16 protein-coding genes are annotated in these 20,334 nt (G+C 46.4%); 12 read left to right on the top strand and 4 right to left on the bottom strand.

Annotated features, from left to right (window positions below; all coding sequences use genetic code 11):
* Positions 1 to 83: 83 nt before the first annotated feature.
* Complete coding sequence (locus tag DB398_RS03975; RefSeq protein WP_108423102.1) at positions 84 to 302, bottom strand: hypothetical protein; 219 nt, start codon at positions 300 to 302, stop codon at positions 84 to 86.
* An 11-nt stretch (positions 303 to 313) separates the two neighbouring features.
* Positions 314 to 808: a DinB family protein gene (locus DB398_RS03970; protein ID WP_108423101.1), complete on the bottom strand. Its 495-nt coding sequence runs from the start codon at positions 806 to 808 to the stop codon at positions 314 to 316.
* A gap of 233 nt (positions 809 to 1,041) precedes the next feature.
* On the opposite strand from DB398_RS03970, the gene DB398_RS03965 reads away from it, so the two are divergent.
* From DB398_RS03965 to DB398_RS03945, 5 genes are all read left to right on the top strand, one after another.
* Positions 1,042 to 2,004: a helix-turn-helix transcriptional regulator gene (locus tag DB398_RS03965; protein WP_234416057.1), complete on the top strand. Its 963-nt coding sequence runs from the start codon at positions 1,042 to 1,044 to the stop codon at positions 2,002 to 2,004.
* A gap of 81 nt (positions 2,005 to 2,085) precedes the next feature.
* Entirely contained in the window at positions 2,086 to 2,934 is an 849-nt protein-coding gene (locus tag DB398_RS03960) for a bifunctional helix-turn-helix domain-containing protein/methylated-DNA--[protein]-cysteine S-methyltransferase (protein WP_108423099.1), read from the top strand.
* 55 nt (positions 2,935 to 2,989) lie between these two features.
* Positions 2,990 to 3,703, top strand: coding sequence for a 2OG-Fe(II) oxygenase (locus DB398_RS03955; RefSeq protein ID WP_199913347.1), 714 nt, complete (start codon positions 2,990 to 2,992; stop codon positions 3,701 to 3,703).
* Positions 3,704 to 3,706: 3 nt separating this feature from the next.
* The gene (locus DB398_RS03950) at positions 3,707 to 3,958 is read left to right on the top strand and encodes an Ada metal-binding domain-containing protein (protein WP_108423097.1); all 252 of its coding nucleotides are present in this window, start codon (positions 3,707 to 3,709) and stop codon (positions 3,956 to 3,958) included.
* Complete coding sequence (locus DB398_RS03945) at positions 3,939 to 4,550, top strand: alpha-ketoglutarate-dependent dioxygenase AlkB family protein (protein WP_108423096.1); 612 nt, start codon at positions 3,939 to 3,941, stop codon at positions 4,548 to 4,550. Before DB398_RS03950 ends, DB398_RS03945 begins: the two co-directional genes overlap by 20 nt.
* 6 nt (positions 4,551 to 4,556) lie before the next feature.
* Here the strand turns inward: DB398_RS03945 and DB398_RS03940 are convergent, their stop codons facing one another.
* Positions 4,557 to 6,098, bottom strand: a complete 1,542-nt coding sequence (locus DB398_RS03940; protein WP_108423095.1) for a vanadium-dependent haloperoxidase — start codon at positions 6,096 to 6,098, stop codon at positions 4,557 to 4,559.
* Complete coding sequence (locus DB398_RS03935) at positions 6,088 to 7,086, bottom strand: transporter (RefSeq protein ID WP_234416040.1); 999 nt, start codon at positions 7,084 to 7,086, stop codon at positions 6,088 to 6,090. Before DB398_RS03935 ends, DB398_RS03940 begins: the two co-directional genes overlap by 11 nt.
* Positions 7,087 to 7,501: 415 nt before the next feature.
* Here DB398_RS03935 and DB398_RS03930 point away from each other — a divergent pair, with 415 nt between their 5' ends.
* From DB398_RS03930 to DB398_RS03900, 7 genes are all read left to right on the top strand, one after another.
* Positions 7,502 to 10,195 carry a LuxR C-terminal-related transcriptional regulator gene (locus tag DB398_RS03930; protein WP_234416038.1) on the top strand — a complete coding sequence of 898 codons (2,694 nt, stop codon included), beginning with the start codon at positions 7,502 to 7,504 and terminating at the stop codon, positions 10,193 to 10,195.
* A 267-nt stretch (positions 10,196 to 10,462) separates the two neighbouring features.
* Entirely contained in the window at positions 10,463 to 13,486 is a 3,024-nt protein-coding gene (locus DB398_RS03925; RefSeq protein WP_234416036.1) for a SusC/RagA family TonB-linked outer membrane protein, read from the top strand.
* A gap of 11 nt (positions 13,487 to 13,497) precedes the next feature.
* Positions 13,498 to 15,048: a RagB/SusD family nutrient uptake outer membrane protein gene (locus tag DB398_RS03920; protein ID WP_108423092.1), complete on the top strand. Its 1,551-nt coding sequence runs from the start codon at positions 13,498 to 13,500 to the stop codon at positions 15,046 to 15,048.
* Between the two features lie 10 nt (positions 15,049 to 15,058).
* Complete coding sequence (locus tag DB398_RS03915) at positions 15,059 to 16,777, top strand: LamG domain-containing protein (protein ID WP_108423091.1); 1,719 nt, start codon at positions 15,059 to 15,061, stop codon at positions 16,775 to 16,777.
* 30 nt (positions 16,778 to 16,807) lie between these two features.
* Positions 16,808 to 18,178 (top strand): glucoamylase family protein, encoded by a 1,371-nt coding sequence (locus tag DB398_RS03910; RefSeq protein ID WP_108423090.1) that lies wholly within the window; start codon positions 16,808 to 16,810, stop codon positions 18,176 to 18,178.
* A complete protein-coding gene (locus DB398_RS03905) occupies positions 18,168 to 19,544 on the top strand; it encodes a glucoamylase family protein (protein WP_417935541.1) in 1,377 nt (458 codons plus the stop codon). Before DB398_RS03910 ends, DB398_RS03905 begins: the two co-directional genes overlap by 11 nt.
* A 1-nt stretch (position 19,545) precedes the next feature.
* A complete protein-coding gene (locus DB398_RS03900; protein WP_108423226.1) occupies positions 19,546 to 20,334 on the top strand; it encodes a carboxylesterase family protein in 789 nt (262 codons plus the stop codon).

The raw sequence follows: 20,334 nt of genomic DNA, 5'->3' as shown, positions 1-20,334 counted from the left end.
AAAACCGGAACACTCGGTCAACATCCCTTGATCGGGGGTCAACCCCGATTGGTGTATCATCGGGTGTGTTTTGGGAAACAGTTTCAATGGAGCTCTTCACAACAAAATCCATTTTTTTCCAATAAAGTTGAAATAGTGTGTGCCTGTACGTTTTGGGTTTCGACCCGGAGAATGTTATCGCAATCCTCCAGGTCAAAATTCCAATACCCGTTCCTGTCGATCAGTTGGTTCAATAAGGGCCTAAGCGTCCTGATATGACCCTTGCCCAATACCGAAGTCCTAAATACCAAAACGGTCTTCATTACATTCGTTTTTAGCGCTCGTAGAAAAACGGGGGTTCAATGCCCAAGGATCTCAGATAGACATAGCCTTGTCCACGGTGATGGATCTCATTGTCCATAAAATAGAAGATGGAGGATTGCACGGTGCCTTCATACTGGCCGAAGAGTTTTACATGCTCTTGGTAGCGCTCCAAATCGATTTGCCCCCAGAGCTTGTCGATCTCTTCCGTGTCCTGGTCCCATCTTTCGAGGATCTTGGCCTTTTGGTTGCCATGTTCAAAATGTTCTTGAAGTTCCGAGGTTTCCCGGGTCACCATTTCCTTCAGTCCAGGGACCGCAATCCCCAAAAGTTCCATGGTCATTTCGGCAAAGGTGCGCATGCCCCCAATACTGTAGTTGAAGAACTCCTTTTCAGGGAACGCTTCAATCACCCTTCGGGTAAGCCCGCGGTGACCTTGGTAATGCTCCAAAAGTTGGGCAGGGGAGATGACTTGTGCTTCAGTTTGATTTTTTACGGTGTTTTCCATGATATTTGTATTTAAAGGTTTATGATTTCTGAAACCAAAATTAGAAGGGGGGTATGACAGCCCTTTGTCAGTAGAAAAAAAATGGACCAAAAAAAAGTTCTTGACAAGCTGTTGTCACCTCACGGACATAGCTTTGCTGCGAACAAGATGTTATAAAATGAATCAAGATGGGAAAGAAAAGAACGCAGGTCCTTGGATTGAAATCCTATCTTTGGGAGATAGCTCACGCAATTATGGGAATGGACACCGCCAAACGTTTTGATAGGATTGTCGCCATTTTGATACAGCTGCAGTCCAAACGGATTGTGAAGGCACAGGAACTGGCAGACCGCTTTGATGTGAGCTTGCGCACCGTGTACAGGGACATCAGGACCCTGGAGGCGTCCGGCGTTCCCATCGTCAGCGAAGCGGGTGTGGGCTACTCCATTATGGAAGGTTACCGCCTGCCACCGGTCATGTTTACCCGGGAAGAGGCCGGAAGTTTTGTGGCCGCGGAAAAACTCATGCAAAAGTTCACCGACAAATCCCTTGGAGCCTACTACGAATCCGCCATGTACAAATTGAAATCCGTGCTTCGGGGCAAGGAAAAGGATTGGGTGGAAGCCTTGGAATCGCAGGTGTCCATCGTGCCGGGCCAATTGCTGTTCAACGAAGAGGTGCCCAATGCCCTTGAAATCCTGTTCGAGAGCATTGCCGAGCGGAAACAGGTATTTTTAAAGTACGAATCACTTCGGGAAGAAAATCCATCGGAACGCAGAATAGAGCCTGTAGGCCTTTTCAATGAAAACGGGTTTTGGTATATTTTGGGCTATTGCCATCTGCGGATGGACTACAGACATTTCCGAACGGATAGGATCCAACATATCACCAGGACCTCCATGGATTTTATATTGGAGCACGGGACCATGGACGAACACCGCGAGAAAAGGGAAGAAGTGGAAAAGACCAAAGTGAGGATCTTGGTGGAAAAATCCGTGGCCAAATACATCCGCAGCGGCAGAAAGTATTATGGCTTTGTTTCGGAGAAAAAAGTGGGCGAACAGTTGGAGATGACCTTCATGACCACAGATATGGAGAACGGCTTTGCCAGATGGTACCTCATGTTCGGGGATTATGCCACGATCGTGGAGCCCGATGCGTTGAAAAAGAGGGTGGCCGACATCCTCAAGAAAAGCCAAGAGATGTTGGCGGGGTAAACTGTTCCCTATCAATAGTCAGCAAGATTCGGGTTTTATTGCCTTGTTGAACCATGTACTTTTGGTTCAAATATTACAACTATGGACACACAGGCAGAATTCAATTACGATAGGGTGGCAAAGGCCATCACCTTTATCCGAAGCAATTTTAAGGAGCAGCCTTCCCTGAACGAGATTGCGGAATCCGTTCATTTAAGTCCTTACCATTTTCAAAGACTGTTCACGGAGTGGGCTGGGGTAAGCCCCAAGAAGTTCATACAATACATAAGCATTGAACATGCCAAAAAAATGTTGAAGGAAACGCAGGTCACCTTGTCCGAAGCAGCCATGGAGACAGGTTTTTCTGGCACGGGAAGATTGCACGACCTCTTTGTCAACATTGAAGGGATGACCCCTGGGGAATACAAGAACGGAGGGGAAAACTTGGAAATCAACTATAGTTTTGCGGAAAGCCCTTTTGGAAAACTGATTGTTGCCTCCACACCCAAGGGCATTTGCCATATGTCCTTTGTGGATGATGGAAAAGAGGGGTTCGAGGATTTAAAGTCCCGTTTTCCGAATGCCACCTATCGACAGTTGTTGGACAAGAACCAACAGGATGGACTGGCCATTTTCAGGGATGATTGGAGCAAGCAGGACCAGATCAAACTGCACTTGAACGGCACGCCGTTCCAGTTGAAGGTATGGGAAACACTGCTCAAGATCCCCACCGGCAGTTTGACGGTATATGGCTCTATTGCGCATACAATCGAACGACCCAAAGCCTCACGGGCAGTGGGCACGGCCATCGGGAAAAATCCCGTAGCCTTTTTGATCCCATGTCACAGGGTCATCCAATCGACGGGAAAAATAGGAGATTATATGTGGGGCAGTACCCGAAAGAGTGCCATTATAGGATGGGAAGCTGCGCAAATGGCCCCCGCCGAGTAAAAGCACATCAATCAAAAAATGAACAATCAAATCAATCAAAAAATGAACAGTCAACATGAATACGATAATGCGCCAAAGTTCCAAGGTCAAATGGGACCAAGTGGAAGAAAGTCTGCATAACAGGGGATATGCCTTGGTTTCTGATTATTTGGAACCAGCTATGTGCGATACCCTGAAGGTACTATACGATCAGAAGGAAGGATATAGAAAAACGGTGGTCATGGAACGCTATCGCTTTGGGTTGGGGGAATACAAATATTTTGATTATCCATTGCCCGAACCCATCCAAGAACTCAGGAAAGGCTTGTACCCCCATTTGGTTCCCGTTGCCAATCTCTGGATGAAAGCATTGAACATAAAAAGGGTTTTTCCGCAAACGCATCAGGAATTGATAGATCATTGTAAGGAGCAGAATCAATTAAAACCGACCCCACTTATTTTAAAATATGGGAAAGGCGGATTCAACACATTGCACCAAGATCTGTATGGAGAAGTCTATTTTCCCCTCCAGGCCGTCCTTTTTTTGAGCGACCCCGATACGGATTACCAAGGAGGTGAATTTGTGATGACCCAGCAGACACCTAGGGCCCAATCCAAAGCCATTGTGCTCAGGCCCCGAAAAGGGGATATGGTGCTCTTTACCACGAATTTTAGACCAGTGAAGGGCACAAAAGGATATTATCGGGTGAATATGAAGCATGGGGTGAGCGAGCTGCACCATGGTGAAAGATATACGATGGGCATTATTTTTCATGATGCCATCAGTTGAGAAATGGTATTCCATTCCGACATTGATAAAAAGGAAATCCTGAGCATGATCCTAAAAGGGGAGATTGCGCTGGGCGGGAACAAAAGGTTGAAAATATATGGTACCTTGGGGTGTACTTCGGGCAAACGTATGAAGCGGGAAAACAGAGTTTTTTTCAAATCGGATGACGAGGCACGGAAAATGGGGTTCCGACCCTGCGGACACTGCATGAAGGAAGCCTATAAACAATGGAAAAATGGATTTGTTCACCTCTGAAATAGACCCGGTCCAAAATTGGTTGCCCAAGGATGGTATCGTGAATTATTATGGACCTGTTATGGCCCGAAATGTTGCGGATGCCTATTATCAAGAGCTTTTAGCGGACATTGCCTGGACCAACGATGTGGCCATCATCTATGGTAAGCGCATAGAGACCAAACGTAAGGTGGCCTGGTATGGCGACCAACCCTTTGAATATACCTATTCCAACCATACCAAAAAAGCACTGCCGTGGACAGCAACACTCTTGGAATTGAAGGCATTGGCTGAAAAACGAACCGGGGAGACCTACAATTCCTGTTTGCTCAACCTATACCATTCCGGGGAAGAGGGCATGGCTTGGCACAGTGATGCGGAGAAAGACCTGAAGCGGAACGGGGCCATAGCTTCCCTAAGTTTTGGGGCCGAACGGAAGTTTGCGTTCAAACATAAGGAGACCAAGGAAAAAGTAGGGCTGATCCTCGACCACGGTAGCCTCTTGGTCATGAAGGGAGCAACCCAGAGTCATTGGTTGCACCGTTTGCCACCAAAAAAGTTGGTGAAGACGCCAAGAATCAACCTTACTTTTAGAACAATAGTCAGTGTTTAGCATATATTATTGGTCGGCACCGTCGACCCTGGCCCTGTCAATGGTATATTGGGCTACATTTCGTCCTTGTTCCGTGCCCACCGTGGCATCAAAGCTCCAGTGGATACCGCCATACACCCTCGAAATGGCCGCTTCTTCAGCCCAAGCCCGCATCTGTGATGCTTCATCCGGGAAAACATAGGCCAAAACTTCCGATGCTGCCGCCGAGAACACACTGTGTCCGGAAGTATAGCTGGGAAAGTTCGGCGTGCCTGCAATGGTCTTGAACCCTTCGATCATCTGTATGGGCCTAGGGTAATGGTAGTAGTATTTGGCATCCCAGCAGCTTATACCCGAATCCATGATGGCCATGTTCATATAGGCCAAGGTCCGTGTGGTCTGCAAGGGATTCAATCGATATTCCACGATAAGTTCGTTGGCAATACGGTTCCAGTGTCCTGGGGGCGTATAGGTGCCGAGGCCATCCTGCCAGAAATTGGCAATCCTACGGTGTTCATCGGTCATGTTTTTGGCGTAGTCCTTCAAGAGTTTCACGTCGTCCAAGAATTCCTGTGAATCCAATTGCGGTGGGGCGATGGGACGAACGCTTTCCACATCGTCAATGCTCCACATGGTCACTTTTCCAAATAGAGGGGTAAGACCCACGGGGCGCACAGGGATTTCTAGATTGTCCCAGGCCCAGCCAAACCTGTCCAGAGCGGCCTGCTTGATGGAGTCCGATACGGCTTTTGGGGTCTGTGCATTCTTCATACCGTCATTGGCAGCACGCGCCAGGGCGGTGGAAGATACCGCATCGCCGATTTCCACGCCGGCATCGATATCGCTCATCACATTGCCCCCAGAAAGCATCAGGCTTTCCAAATGTTCTTCCTCAAGTTCTTGCAAATATTCGGCCTCCAAGGGAAACATGGCCGTGAGGATGTTCCTTGATGCCCGGGCAATGACTGCACCATCCGAAGGGTAGGAAGGAATATCGTTGTCCTCATAGGCATAGACAATGCTTTCATCCAGTTGATAAGGGGCGGCCCTGTTGTATGTGTATTTGTGGTGCCATGCACTGATGAGTCCGTCAAACTGTGCTACGGACATATAGGCCAGTGCCCTGCACGCATAGGGTGGGTGGGCAAAGGGAAATGCCGGCGGTCCTTCTGGGTTGGAAGGGTTGGGCAGGGTATAGGTGCCATCAGGATTGGGTCCGGGGATGAGATTGTATTTGGCAATCAGTTCCAAGGCTATCTCGTTCCAGCGTATGGTCGGGTTGTTGGTCCAGTATTTTACCGCCTTTTTCTGTTCGGAGGTCATGCCGGACATGGCCTGTTTCATTTCTTCCAGTTCGGCAAGATAGGATGATGAATCCGTGGACTCTGGAGCTGCTATGGTAATGGCTGCTCCGGATTCTTGGAGTATGGGAACCCAATCACCCCCATTTTCATCGGTATCGGTAAAGGCGTATCCTTCATACGGAAGGTATCTTGGGGTATCTTTCTCACAGGAGGCTAGGAAAATAAGCCCCAAGGCCAATAGCAGGTTGTATATCTTATTGTTCATCGGTAGCTTCAGTTTGTTTTTTAATGACATTGAATTGGTAGGTGATACCAAAGCCTGTATTGCTCAGTTTGGGCACGTTCCTTCCATCCACCACCCGGTTGTGATAGGCCACCACCCCAAATCCTTTCAATGATTTGAAGAAATATTGTGCTGAAAACCCAACACGATCGGATTCCACTTTGTTGGTGGGCTGCGCTGCGTTGTATGCCCGGATATCATCCCCACTGGTAGAGGTAAGGCTGAAGTAGCTCAACTCAAGTTTCAAGGATCTATCGAGCAGCCATTTTCCTAGGACCCCCTCGTAGGTCCATGCATTGGGCACATCCATCCAAGCGGTGTAGTAGCTGCCATCGTTGTAATAATAGTCCCGCTCCGCTTCGGTATATCCACGCCACAGATGGGCGAGGGAGGCGCGGGCATAAAAACCGTTGTTCCATTGGTATTGGACGATACCTCGCAAGGAAAATTCAGGTGCCCCGGCCCCAATACTATACGGTCTGTAATCTGACAGATAGTTGGTGAAAGGGGTGGAAAAACCTGCTGTGGCAAGAGCAGTGAGCTTTCCGCTGCCCAGGTCTTGGTGTATGGCCCGGTACTTTAGGGCAAAACCAATATCCTGAAAGCCCCTGGCCCCTGCAAACCTTCCTCCATTGGGTTCGGAGGAATCTGTTTTGATGTAGGGCAGGCTGATATAGAAATTAAGGTCATCGAGAAAACCTATGGCCGCCATGGGCAGAATAGTGTTCTGGTCCACTGTGGCAATGGTCTCGTTGGACCTCAGTAAAGACCCTTCCCAATATCGGTCAAAAGTCCCCATATCATAAGAAAGAAGGACACAGATGTTTTTGGAGCGCATCATCAAGGCATCGTTGGGTGTCTGTGCCCGTAGCGAAAGCCCCATACAGGTGAAAAACAATAAAGGAACCCATTTGAATACTTTTCCCTTCAAAAAGGGGTTCTTGGAGCAAGTATATTTTACTTGGATCATACTATAAATTTGGTTGGAAATGGTTTCAAGAAGCCCGTTCGAACGACTTGGTTTGCTGAGGCGCTAAAATAGAACTACGGAATGTCGCTGCGGATTAAGAAGAAAACAATAAAGGTTATGGAAAAGGAAAAAAGGTTAGTAAAAGATTAAAACAGGTTGTCAAATGTTAAATTGAACTGTCAATGAGATAAATACGTTTAACGAAATCATTCAAAAACAGTCGTTTATGAGTGTTTTTTGATGTTTGAAACACGATAAGGGGGCGTTGTGGAAAAGAATGGCATTCCTATGCCCATAGTTTTGTATATTAAGTGAAAGGAAAGACCTTTGAAGACTGGTTAACTCGAATAATATGTTTTATAGGTTCATAAGGACTTGTATCCTCTTTTTTCCACTATGGCTATGTGGACAGAACATGCTCCCGCCCATTTACAACTACCGTTTGTTGGAGTATAAAGGGGCAAGCAAGAACTGGGATGTTGCAGTGAACGATGATGGAGAGCTTTTTGTGGCCAATAACAAGGGTCTGCTCTATTTTAATGGAGAACAATGGACCCTCAATAAACTGCCCAACAATACCATCATCCGATCGGTAGAATCCATAGGGGACCGTGTGTACACGGGGTCGTATGAAGAGTTTGGCTATTGGGTGAAAAATGATGTCGGCCAATTGGCCTATACCTCCCTCACCCAGTTGATCAAGGACCATACCTTCACCAGTGAGGAGTTTTGGGAAATTTTTCCAACACAGGACAACAAAGTGCTATTTCGCTCCTTTTCGGCCATTTACAGTTATGATGGGAATGCCATAGATGTGGTGGATCCTCCCAATTTTGTGTCCGATTTTATCGAATTCGGTGATAAGCTCATTGTTGCTTCCGGTCCTCTCGGTCTTTTTGAACTGAAAGAGGGAGAATTGGTGCCCTTGTCCGACCAAGACCTGCTCTTGGGAAAAACCATAACAGACATGATGGTCTTCAAGGGGAGTTTGCTAGTGGGCACCAAGCTCAGCGGTTGTTACCTTTTTGATGGAAAGAAGCTCCGCCCATGGTCGGCAAAGATCAATGAAGAGCTCAAACAGCACCAATTGAACAAGATGTCCTTGCTTGGCAGGGACCGGATAGGTTTTGGTACCATCAAAAATGGGATGTACCTCTATGACTCATTCACAGGAAGCTATCAAATATTGAACAGGGAATCGGGACTGCAGAACAACACGGTCCTTTCCATATTACTGTACAATGACCAGCTCTGGTTGGGATTGGACAACGGTATTGCCCGTGTAAAGCTCAACAATCCCATTTCCTACTATACCGATTATACAGGGGCTCTGGGAATGGTATATGATATTGCAGCTTATAAGGGCAAGCTCTACTTGGGCAGCAATACCGGTGTTTTTTATTTTGAAGGGAACGAACTCAAATTCGTGAACGGTTCCCAGGGCCACGTATGGGATTTGGTGGAACTGGAAGGCGACCTGCTCTGTGGACACAATACGGGCACCTACAAAGTAGAGGAAGATGGCTTCATCCCTTTGGGCTCCATTACGGGAGGTTATCAGACCATAAAGGTTCCCGGTCAAAATGCCACCTATGTGCAGGGCACCTATAATGGCCTTTCACGATTCGTGAAAAAGGATGATGGCGAATGGGAGATAACCAAGATAGAAGGTTTCGATTATCCTGTGAAGCACCTCTGTTTCGAAACACCCACAACGCTATGGGCCGCCCATCCCTATAAAGGATTTTACAGGATCTATTTTGAAGGAACCGACTATGAAAAGGTGGCACGTGTACACCAGTTCGGGGATGAAGATGGACCAAGTGCCTACAATGTGAAGATCTACAACATCAAGAACCATATTGTGCTGAACAGTGAGGGGAAATGGTATTGGTACAACCCCATTGGGGACCAAATAGTCACTTTTGAAGAGTTCAAGGATTATAAGGATAAGGAACTTCTTTTCTTTGATGAGGACCACTATTGGTTTGTGGATGGGGAGGACAAAAAAGCGATCATATTCACCAATCTGAAGCAGGATAGCCTAATGATCACCGACCTTCCATTGCGGGAACGATTGGCCCCGGACTCCCAAAAGGTGGTCAAGGTAAACGATAGCCTCTCGTATATTACGCTCAGTGATGGTTTTGCACGGGTCAACCAGTCCATGTTGAAGGGCCAATCACAGCAGTTGATGCTACCGGTGCCCAAGATCGTTGTATTGCGTGATCAAAAGGGTACACACCCTATCGGCCAGGAACAAATGGAACTGTCCTATAGGTATTCGCAGGCCATCACCATAGAGGTGGCATCCCCGAAGTACATTTCTCCCCACTACCATTTTGAGTTGAAAGGCCCCAAGGAATACTCGGAACACGTGGAAAACGGTTTCATCAATTTCCAGAACCTGCCCTATGGGGAATATACCTTCAAGGTCCACACCGCAGGTATGGACAACCAACTTTCAGAACCAAGCACCTTGACGTTCACCATTTTGCCCCCTTGGTACCTTTCTACTTTAAGTCTGGTCCTGTATGGTTTTCTGGCCATTTTGGCGATAATCTTGGTGCGCAGGTACAATAGAAGGAAACTGGGGCGTAAACAGCGGGAACTGGAACAGCAAATGGAGAAGGAACAACAGGAGCGATTGGCCCAGTTTGAAAAAGAAGAACTGGCCAAGGAAATCCGCCTGAAGCAAAATGAACTTGCGAGTACTACCCTGAACATTGCCAAGAAGAACGAAATGATGTTGGAAATCAAGAACATGCTCTTGGTGAACAAGGAAAAGTTTCCCAATTCGCAACGTTACCGTTCGTTTATCAAGAAGTTGGACAGCTCCATTGAAGATACGGAAGATTGGAAACGGTTTGAGGTCAACTTCAAGGAACTCCATGAGGATTTCTTCGAACGACTATTGAAGGCTTATCCTTCATTGACCCCCAAGGACCTTAAACTTTGCGCTTATCTAAAAATGAACCTATCCACCAAAGAAATTGCACCGCTCATGGCCATTTCAGTTAGGGGAGTGGAGATACATCGGTATCGTCTACGGAAAAAACTGGAAATTGACAGTTCAGAAAACCTTTCAAATTTCCTTATCACCTTCTAGGCCTATAGTACGTGGTTTTAAGGTAAAATTCCTACTTTTTTGGATTACATCATTACTACATCACAATGTTAATATTTTTCACAGTCATTACAGGGAAACTACTGCAAATACAGTGAAATAAGGCCTTTTCAAGGGTGTTTTCATGATGTATTTATTATGTATTGCCTCTGTGCGCCAAGCATTTAAGGTTTTGTTAATTTAGTAAAAATCTAACTCTATTTTTGCACAATTATGAAAATTAAAAGCAAACTTTTGCTAATCTCGTTTATGTTGTTTCAGGCAATACTTTTTGCCCAAAACAACATCACGGTTTCGGGAACGGTATTGGACAATTTTGACCAACCATTGCCCGGAGCGAGTGTGATCTTAAAAGGTACAACAACGGGAATCCAAACAGACTTTGATGGTAACTATAGCTTGGACAACGTGCCAGGGGACGGGACCTTGGTGTTCAGTTATATAGGATTTGCCACGCAAGAGGTCCCTGTTGGTAACAGTACCACCATTGACGTTACCCTGCAAGAGGATACACAAAGCTTGGATGAGGTTGTAGTGGTCGGGTATGGTACCCAACGAAAGGCAGACTTGACCGGTTCCATTGCCACTGTTAAGGCAGAGGATATTACCAGAACCCCTTCTGGTGCTGCCATGCAGTCATTACAAGGGAAAGTCGCAGGCTTACAGGTGGTGAGTAGCGGAGCCCCAGGTACAGGCCCAACCATTAGGGTGAGGGGTATAGGTTCTTATGTAGGAGGGGCCTCCAATCCACTGTATGTGGTCGACGGGACATTTTTTGATGATATTGATTTTCTTAATACCGAGGATATTGAGAGTATTTCAGTATTGAAAGACGCTTCGGCGGCGGCCATTTATGGTGTACGGGCTGCAAATGGCGTTGTTTTGATCGAGACCAAATCTGGTAAAAAGAACCAAAAGCCACAAATTACCTATAACGGTTATCAAGGAGTTCAGGTAGCCCAAAACTTGGTGAAACTCTCTAATTCAGAACAGTTTGCAACATTGGCCAGAGAATCTGGTTCTGCGGCCGAGGCCCAATTTATTGAAAATGCTATGCAGCGTTACGGAAGGAGTAGGGTCAATCCCAATGTTCCAGATGTCAATACCGATTGGTACGATTTGATCCTCCGACATGCCTTACAGCAAAACCACAGTTTTGATGTTGCAGGAGGTTCAGAAAACATAACCTATTCGGTAGGGTTGAACTATTTTGAGCAAGAAGGGATCCTTAAAATGAAGAACGATTTTGAACGCTTGAATGTTCGGAGCAAATTGAATTTTGATGTCAGCGATCGTTTAAGTGTGGGATTGTCCACACTTTTTAGCAATGCCACTAGGTACAGACCGGAAGATACTGCCTTTGCACTGGCATATTTTGCAGTACCTGTCATGCCGATGCTGGATCCATCCAAAACGGATGCTTATCCAAGACCTTATGCAAATGCGCAGGACTTGGGATATAGGGGTACCCAAAACCCTTTCCCGATAATGGAAAACACGGAGAATAGAAATAAAATACGGAACACATTGATGGCCATTGATTTGAGTTATCAACTAGTTCCGGATAAATTAACGTTCAAGACCGCGTATTATCACAATTTTGAAACCTTGGAAGTAAGAGAGGTAAGGCTTCCCTACTTTTTTGGAAATGGTGATGCCTTTAGGGAAAATGCAGAGCTGATCAAAAGGACCGAAACCTTTTCTGAACAGACTTGGGACAATACTTTGACCTATAACGATAGTTTTGGAAAACACAATCTCACCCTTTTGGCAGGTACCGCATTTAGGGACAGGTCTTTTGAGCTCTTGGAGGTAAAAGGTCTGAATTTTCCCAATGGCCCAGGAATTGGGGACGAGTCCTATTATTTGGATTTGTCCGATACCATAGATACCAGTGTGGATAACGATCGGGTCAGGGTTACGGGCGACGATGGTGCAAGGGAATATTTCTTTTCCTATTTTGGGCGTGTCGCCTATAATTTTGATGACCGATACCTTCTGTATGGTACGTTCCGTGCGGATGGAACCAGCAAGTATCAAGAAAAATGGGGGTATTTTCCAACAATTGGTGCAGGCTGGGTCATTTCGGAAGAATCTTTTTTTCCTGAGACCAATGCAATCAATTTTCTAAAATTTAGAGGTAGTTGGGGTGAATTGGGGAACGCCAATGTTGCATCCAGTTCAGGGGGTATCACCTCGGAGGAAGTAGTCGCGGCATTTGGGGACACTCCATATTCCGGACAAGTTACCAGTAGCGACTTTGAAGCCTTGAAATGGGAAGTAACGGCAGAGACCAATGTGGGTGTAACTGCAAGATTGTTCAATAATCAATTGTCCTTGGATGCCGATTATTTTAAGAGGGAAACCAGAGATGCGGTAATTCCAGTTTCTAGATTGTTGGTTCCTGGAACGACGAGACAGAATGTTGGAAAGATCAGGAACACTGGATTTGAGGTCGTGTTGAATTGGAACAAAAAGGTTTCTGACGATTTCAGCTACACTATTGGGGCAAACTTTTCAACCCTGAAAAATGAAGTGTTGGATTTGAAAGGGCAGGAAAACCTGACCACCGGGGGTGACGTTGCCCAAAGAACCGTGGTCGGGGGTACCATAAATCCATTTTTCGGACTAGAGGTTGCCGGGGTTTATCAAACTCCAGAAGAAATCGAAGCCGATCCCGCTGCACAGACAGCCATTGGAAATGGTCTGACGGTGCAACCTGGCGATTTTCGTTTCGTGGATCAGAATGGAGATATGATGATAGATGCCCAGGACAGAGTGGATTTAGGGTCTTATTTGCCTACATATACCTTCGGATTCAATTTAGGACTTAATTATAAAGCTTGGGATTTTTCATTGAATGTCATAGGACAGGGAGGGAACGTCATTGCCAATCAAAAGCGATTCGCGATTCGTCAAACACCCGATCCAAACATAGACAGGGATTTTGCCATCAATCGATGGACCGAACCAGGCTCCACCAATTCATACCCTTCTGCCAGGGGGATCAGAAACCCTTGGAGCAATCAATTTCTCAACAGCTTTTTTGTTGAAAAAGGTGATTTCGTTAGGTTACAAAACGTGACCTTGGGCTATACCTTGCCAGAATTGTCAGGGAAATTTAGCCCTAAAATACGGTTCTATATAACTGCGGAAAGACCCTTGACCTTATTTGATTATAACGGCTTTACCCCTGAGGTGCAAGATGGTAGGGATAATCAGACGTATCCAATACCAGGGGTATATACAATGGGTGTCAATATTAAAATTTAAAAATAAAAGCTATGAGATTTATAATAACGAACAAATTTTTAGCACTCTTGGCATTCATGGGCATCTTGATGGCAAGCTGTTCCAGTGAACTGGAGCAACCAGAGCTTAATAATAACTTTGCTGGCGGAACCGATTTCTCAAAGACGGGTGATATGATATTCTCACTAGTCGGCATCTACCAGGCAGTCAATGATAGGGGTTGGGAACAACCTTTGGTCGTAGCTACCCGGGGAGACGATGTTAATGCGGCCGGAGACCAGCAAGGGTTAAAAAACCAAGACAGATATGTTTATGATAACTCCTTTTTTGGTTCCAGGACCTTGTGGGAAACCTACTATGGTGACATTATAGCGGCACATACGGGTATGGAGCAGATCAGCAGGTACATGGAACTCGCCGATGAGGAGGGGATTGCCCGTGGAAATCAATATATAGCAGAGGCAAAAGTGTTGAGATCGATACTGCTTTTTCAACTTTCCCAAGTATATGGTGCTGTGTTTATTCCAGAATCTTCAGACCTCAGTGCCTTTGAGAATGTAACCTCAGTGCCCACGAAAGAAGAGGTAATGCAGCATATATCCGATCAAATGGACGAGGCGATTCCATATTTGCCCAATATGAGGCCCAATGAGCGAACCGATTTGCCAGGCGGGGTCACAAGATACACGGCATTGATGGTCAAAGCTTTGGCAAATCAGGAATTGGAGAATTATCAAGCTGTGGCAGATGCGGCCGGTCAGATAATAAGTTCGGGGAAATTTTCTTTGATGTCCGATTATTACGAGCTGTTCAAAACTCCGGGAAAGTTGAGCGATGAAAGTCTGTTCGAATTCCAATATTCAGATTTTAATTCAGGTACGGGAAATAGGGTAGGTCACCTGTATGCTCCCTATGGACCCAATGGATGGACGCCAGCGGTTGCCGGGGCAGGAGCAGGATGGGGCTTTTTTGAACCCAGCATGAAGTATGTAAAGTTTATGCTGGACAGGGGTGAGACCGAACGTTTGGAAACAACCGTGTTGTTCACTCAAAATGGCATAGATAGCATTATTGCCGCAACCGATTATACGGCCGAAACATTGCCGGATTTTGTTTCTCCAACAACTCGGGACGGAGATATATTATTGGATAACGAAAGAGCCATTTTTTGTAGTGGAAAACATTATCTGCCCAGTAATCAATTGATTTCTGGCCGAACAGATTATGGAAGCAATAAAAATTACATCGTTTACAGGTACGCCGAAACACTTTTGATCTATGCCGAAGCCTTGCTGCATGGAGCGACTGGTTCGGCCATGAGTGCTGATCAGGCTGTGAACATAGTAAGGGCCAGAGCTGGATTGACACCGTTGAGCGGAGTTACCTTAGATCAATTGGTCGATGAGAAATATGCAGAACTTGCCATGGAATGGGGCAAGCGGTTTTTGGATATGGTCAGATTGGGTAGATACGAAGAGTTAAGCTTCGAGGGAAGAACTTTTACCCCGGACAAAACTTTTGTTACTTATCATCAAGACCAAATTGATGAATTCCCCATTTTGGGAGACATAATAAACAACTAAAGACTTAGACATGATAAAAAGAATAAAATATTTGATTGGAAGTTTTCTGGCCGTCATGTTCTTTTACGGCTGTGATCAAGGTATTGACCCCATTACCGCAGTGGATGCAGGAGTGGACGAAACGGCACCTTCAATAGTCATTAACAAGCCTATAGATGGTTTTCAGTTAAAAGTACCAGAAGCTGTTGCAGCTATAACCATCGATTTTGAAGTTAGGGATGATATAGAGATCAGCACTGTTTCTGTTGCAATGGATGGGACCGAAATTGCCAGCTATACGGGGTTCTTGGATTACCGATATTTTATAAAGGATGATTTGGTTTATGACAATGTAACTACGGGGGTACATACATTGACCATAACGGCTACGGACATAGATGGCAAAACCACCACATCTTCTATTGATTTTGAGAAAACACCACCTTATGTACCTATATATGATGGAGAAATGTTCTATATGCCTTTTGACGGCGATTTTAATGAGCAGGTTACCATTACAGCAGCTACCGAAGTGGGATCTCCGAGCCTTGTTGGCGGGGTATCGGGAAATGCATACCAAGGAGCTGCGGATTCCTATCTGAGGTTCCCATCAGCCGATTTGGCCCAAGGAAATGAATTCAGTGCCACGTTCTGGTTGAAAGTCGACCCATCGGATACGAGGGCGGGAATAATCAATATTGCACCGGCATCACCGGCATCCCCATCCGATAAGCCCAGTGGGTTCGGATTGATCCGCGAAGGAAGTGCGGACGCACAGAAATTCATACTTCTTGTGGGCAATGGGACCAATGCCACCTGGGTGAACCCAGGAGTCCCCGCCACCATAGACCCGACCCTTGACGAGTGGGTGCATTTTGGAATCTCGATCTCGGCAACTAATGCAGCACTGTACATGAACGGGGAATTGGTTGGAGAAACTGCTTTTACCGGAATAGATTGGACAGGTGTGGGAGATTTGGTGATCATGTCCGGCGACCCCAACTTTAGTGGGTGGGACCACAAAACGGAGAAAGGACAAATGGATGAGTTGAGGCTGTTTAACAAAGCACTTTCGCAACAGGAAATTCAAAAGCAGGTCACGGAGTCGAGTTCTACATTCTATTTACCCTTTGATGGAAGTTATACTGAGGTCCTAAGTGGGGAAGATGCCACCGAAGTGGGATCTCCGAGCCTTGTTGGCGGGGTATCAGGAAATGCATACCAAGGAGCTGCGGATTCCTATCTGCGGTTCCCATCAGCCGATTTGGCCCAAGGAAATGAATTCAGTGCCACGTTCTGGTTGAAAGTCGACCCATCGGATACGAGGGCGGGAATAATCAATATTGCACCAGCAGAACCGGCATCACCATCCGATAAGCCCAGTGGGTTCGGATTGATCCGCGAAGGAAGTGCGGACGCACAGAAATTCATACTTCTTGTGGGCAATGGCACCAATGCCACCTGGGTGAACCCAGGAGTCCCCGCCACCATAGACCCGACCCTTGACGAGTGGGTGCATTTTGGAATCTCGATCTCGGCAACTAATGCAGCACTGTACATGAACGGGGAATTGGTTGGAGAAACTGCTTTTACCGGAATAGACTGGACAGGTGTGGGAGATTTGGTGATCATGTCCGGTGACCCCAATTTTAATGGGTGGGACCACAAAACAGAGAAAGGGCAAATGGATGAGTTGAGGCTGTATAGCAAAGCACTTACACAACAGGAAATTCAAAATTTGATACAATAATTAGTTTAGTCGAGTTAGTTTAGTTTTTTTATGAGGTTAATTTTAGTTCCAATGGCTGTTGCATCCTTACTTATAGGGTGCAATGGCCATAAAAACAAAAAAGAGGCAGATTTAACAAGCAAAAGCAAGGATACCATCTCCTACACGGATGAGGCATTGATGGATTCTGTCCAGTACCAGACCTTCAACTATTTTTGGGAAGGTGCGGAGCCAGTTTCAGGATTGGCAAGGGAACGTTTCCATATGGACAATGAGTATCCCAACCACGACAAGGACATCATCACCACGGGAGGTTCTGGTTTTGGCCTTATGGCCATCTTGGTGGGAGTGGAGCGCAAGTTCATCACTCGGGAACAGGCTTTGGAGCGATATGAAAAAATCGTGGACTTTTTGGAAAAGGCCGACCGCTTTCATGGGGCATGGCCCCATTGGATGCTGCCATCGGGAAAAGTGACCCCTTTCAGTCCAAAGGACAATGGAGGCGATTTGGTGGAAACGGCATTTTTGGTGCAAGGGCTTTTGACCGTAAAGGAATATTTCAAGGACGGAAACGAACGTGAACAAAAATTGGCACAAAAGATCCAACAGCTTTGGGAAGAAGTCGAGTGGGACTGGTACACCAAAGGAGGTGAAGATGTGCTGTATTGGCATTGGAGTCCCGAGTATGCCTGGGAAATGAACTTTCCCGTTGGGGGATACAACGAGTGCTTGATCATGTACGTTCTCGCAGCAGCGTCCCCCACACATGCCATCCATAAAAGTGTTTATGAAAAAGGATGGGCACTGGATGGAGCCATTGCGAAGGACACCACCTATTATGGATTGGAAACCGAACTCAACCATTTTGAGCACGATGATGCGCCGGTGGGACCCCTGTTCTGGGCACATTATTCGTATCTTGGACTGGACCCCAAAGGGCTTTCGGACCAATTTGCCGACTATTGGAAATTGAACGTCAACCATGCCATGATCCACTACAAATATGCAGTGGACAATCCAAAGGGATATGACGGTTATGGGGAAGACTGTTGGGGGCTCACCTCCAGCTACTCCATCAAAGGATATGCGGGGCACAGGCCAGGCGAGGACTTGGGGGTGATATCGCCAACGGCGGCACTTTCCTCCATGCCCTACACACCTAAGGAAAGCATGCAATTTTTGAGGTATATGTATACCAAACAAGATAGCTTGGTCGGTGAATACGGTCCTTACGATGCGTTCAGTCTGGAGAGCGATTGGTATCTGCCCAGATATTTGGCCATAGATCAAGGTCCCATTCCCGTGATGATAGAAAACCATAGGAGCGGTCTTTTGTGGAAACTCTTCATGGCGAACGAGGAAGTGAAAAATGGATTGACAAAATTGGGCTTCGATAGCCCTTACCTAAAGAATGATGATTAAAAAAGCATACAGTCTCATCTTTCTCCTCGCTCTAGTGGTCTCGTGTGGGGGAGGTGATGACTATACCTATGTGCCAACACCACCAGTACTCCCGGGGGATGGTTCCGATGATGATGAGCCGACCATAACGGATGCCGAACTGATGGATTTGGTACAGGAAGAAACCTTCAAGTATTTTTGGGATTTTGCCGAACAAAATTCAGGAGGAGCCAAAGAAAGGTACCATCCGGACGACCCGAACAGGGATTCGCACATCGTGACCTCGGGCGGAACAGGATTTGGACTGATGGCCATTATCGTGGGGATAGAACGAGGTTTCATTTCCAGGACCGAAGGCGTGGAACGATTGACCACCCTTTTGGATTTTTTGGAAAATGCAGATCGTTTTCATGGCGCATGGTCCCATTGGATCAACGGTTCCACTGGCGCGGCGATTCCTTTCAGTGCCTTGGATGATGGAGGTGACTTGGTAGAAACCGCATTTTTGGCCCAAGGATTGATCTGCATCAAGGAGTATTTGAAAAATGGCTCGGCGGAAGAACAAGCATTGGCACAACAGGCTGATGACCTCTGGAAAGGCGTGGAGTGGGATTGGTATACCCAGAACCAGAATACCCTTTATTGGCATTGGAGCCCCAATAATGGCTTCAGCATCAATTTGCAGCTGAAGGGTTACAATGAAGTCCTGATCAGCTATGTTTTGGCCGCTGCCTCACCCGATTTCGGCATTGAAAAAGAAGTATATGCCAATGGTTGGGCATCCAATGGAGGGATCAAATCGGCCAATTCACAATATGGAATCCCACTTTTGGCGCGACATACAGGCTCGGAACAGTTTGGCGGGCCTCTATTTTGGGCACATTATTCCTATTTGGGACTCAACCCCACCAACCTCTCCGATGAATATGTGGATTATTGGGACGTCAATGTGAACCATTCCAAGATCAATTATCAATATTGTGTCACTAATCCACAAGGTTTTCAGGATTATGGAAATGATTGTTGGGGGCTGACAGCCAGTTATTCTAGAAACAACGATGGTAGCCTTGGCTACAATGCCCATAGCCCGTCCAACGATACAGGAGTGATTTCCCCCACTGCGGCCGTTAGTTCCATTCCCTACACACCAGAGGAATCTTTAAAGGCAATGCACTATTTTTATAAAAATAAGGACAAACTATTGGGGCCTGCCGGCTTCTATGATGCCTTCAGTCCAGAGTACAATTTTTGGGTGGCCGAGGCCTATTTGGCCATAGACCAAGGGCCGCAGATCATCATGATCGAAAACCACCGCACAGGATTGTTATGGAATTTGTTCATGGCCAATGAAGAAGTACAGGCAGGGCTCACTAAACTCGGATTCTGATATGAAAAGACTTTTATGGTTGCCGTTGATGTTTTTGATCTGTTCATTGGGTTCCGCCCAGTGGCAAGCCAAGTATGAGAAAAAAATGCTCATTCAAGGGAACGATACCTTAAGGTATCGGATCATGTACCCCAAAGATTTTAAGGAGACCGAAACCTATCCCGTCATCCTCTTTTTGCATGGGGCAGGGGAACGTGGAAATGATAATGAGAGCCAATTGGTACATGGTGGCAAACTCTTCGCAACGGATTACCTTCAGGAGCGCCATCCCGCCATTGTCATTTTTCCGCAATGTCCCAAGGACAGTTATTGGGCCAAGGTGGATGTGGATCGAAGCACCTATCCCATCAGCTTGGATTTTAAATATGCCGATGGCCCCACAACGCCTTTAAAAATGGTGATGGATCTGTTGGACAGTACCATACGGCAACCCTATTCGGATGACAACCAGATATACCTTATGGGGCTTTCCATGGGAGGAATGGGCAGCTTCGAGCTTTTGAGCCGTAGGCCTGACACTTTTGCAGCGGCCGTTCCCATTTGTGGGGGAGGTGATCCCAATTCAGTTGCCGTATATGCCAAAAACACGCCACTTTGGGTTTTTCATGGTGCACAGGACAATGTGGTGAACCCGCTCCAATCCATGGAAATGGTGAACGCCCTGCTCAAGGCAGGGGTCTATCCCAAGTTCACGATGTATGATTTTGCCAACCACAACAGTTGGGATCCTGCTTTTGCGGAACCAGACCTGTTGCCTTGGTTGTTTTCGCACAAAAAAGAGAAACCATAA

Source organism: Flagellimonas amoyensis, from assembly GCF_003058265.1.
Classification (GTDB): Bacteria; Bacteroidota; Bacteroidia; order Flavobacteriales; family Flavobacteriaceae; genus Flagellimonas; species Flagellimonas amoyensis.
This window is presented reverse-complemented; position numbering and strand designations above follow the sequence as displayed.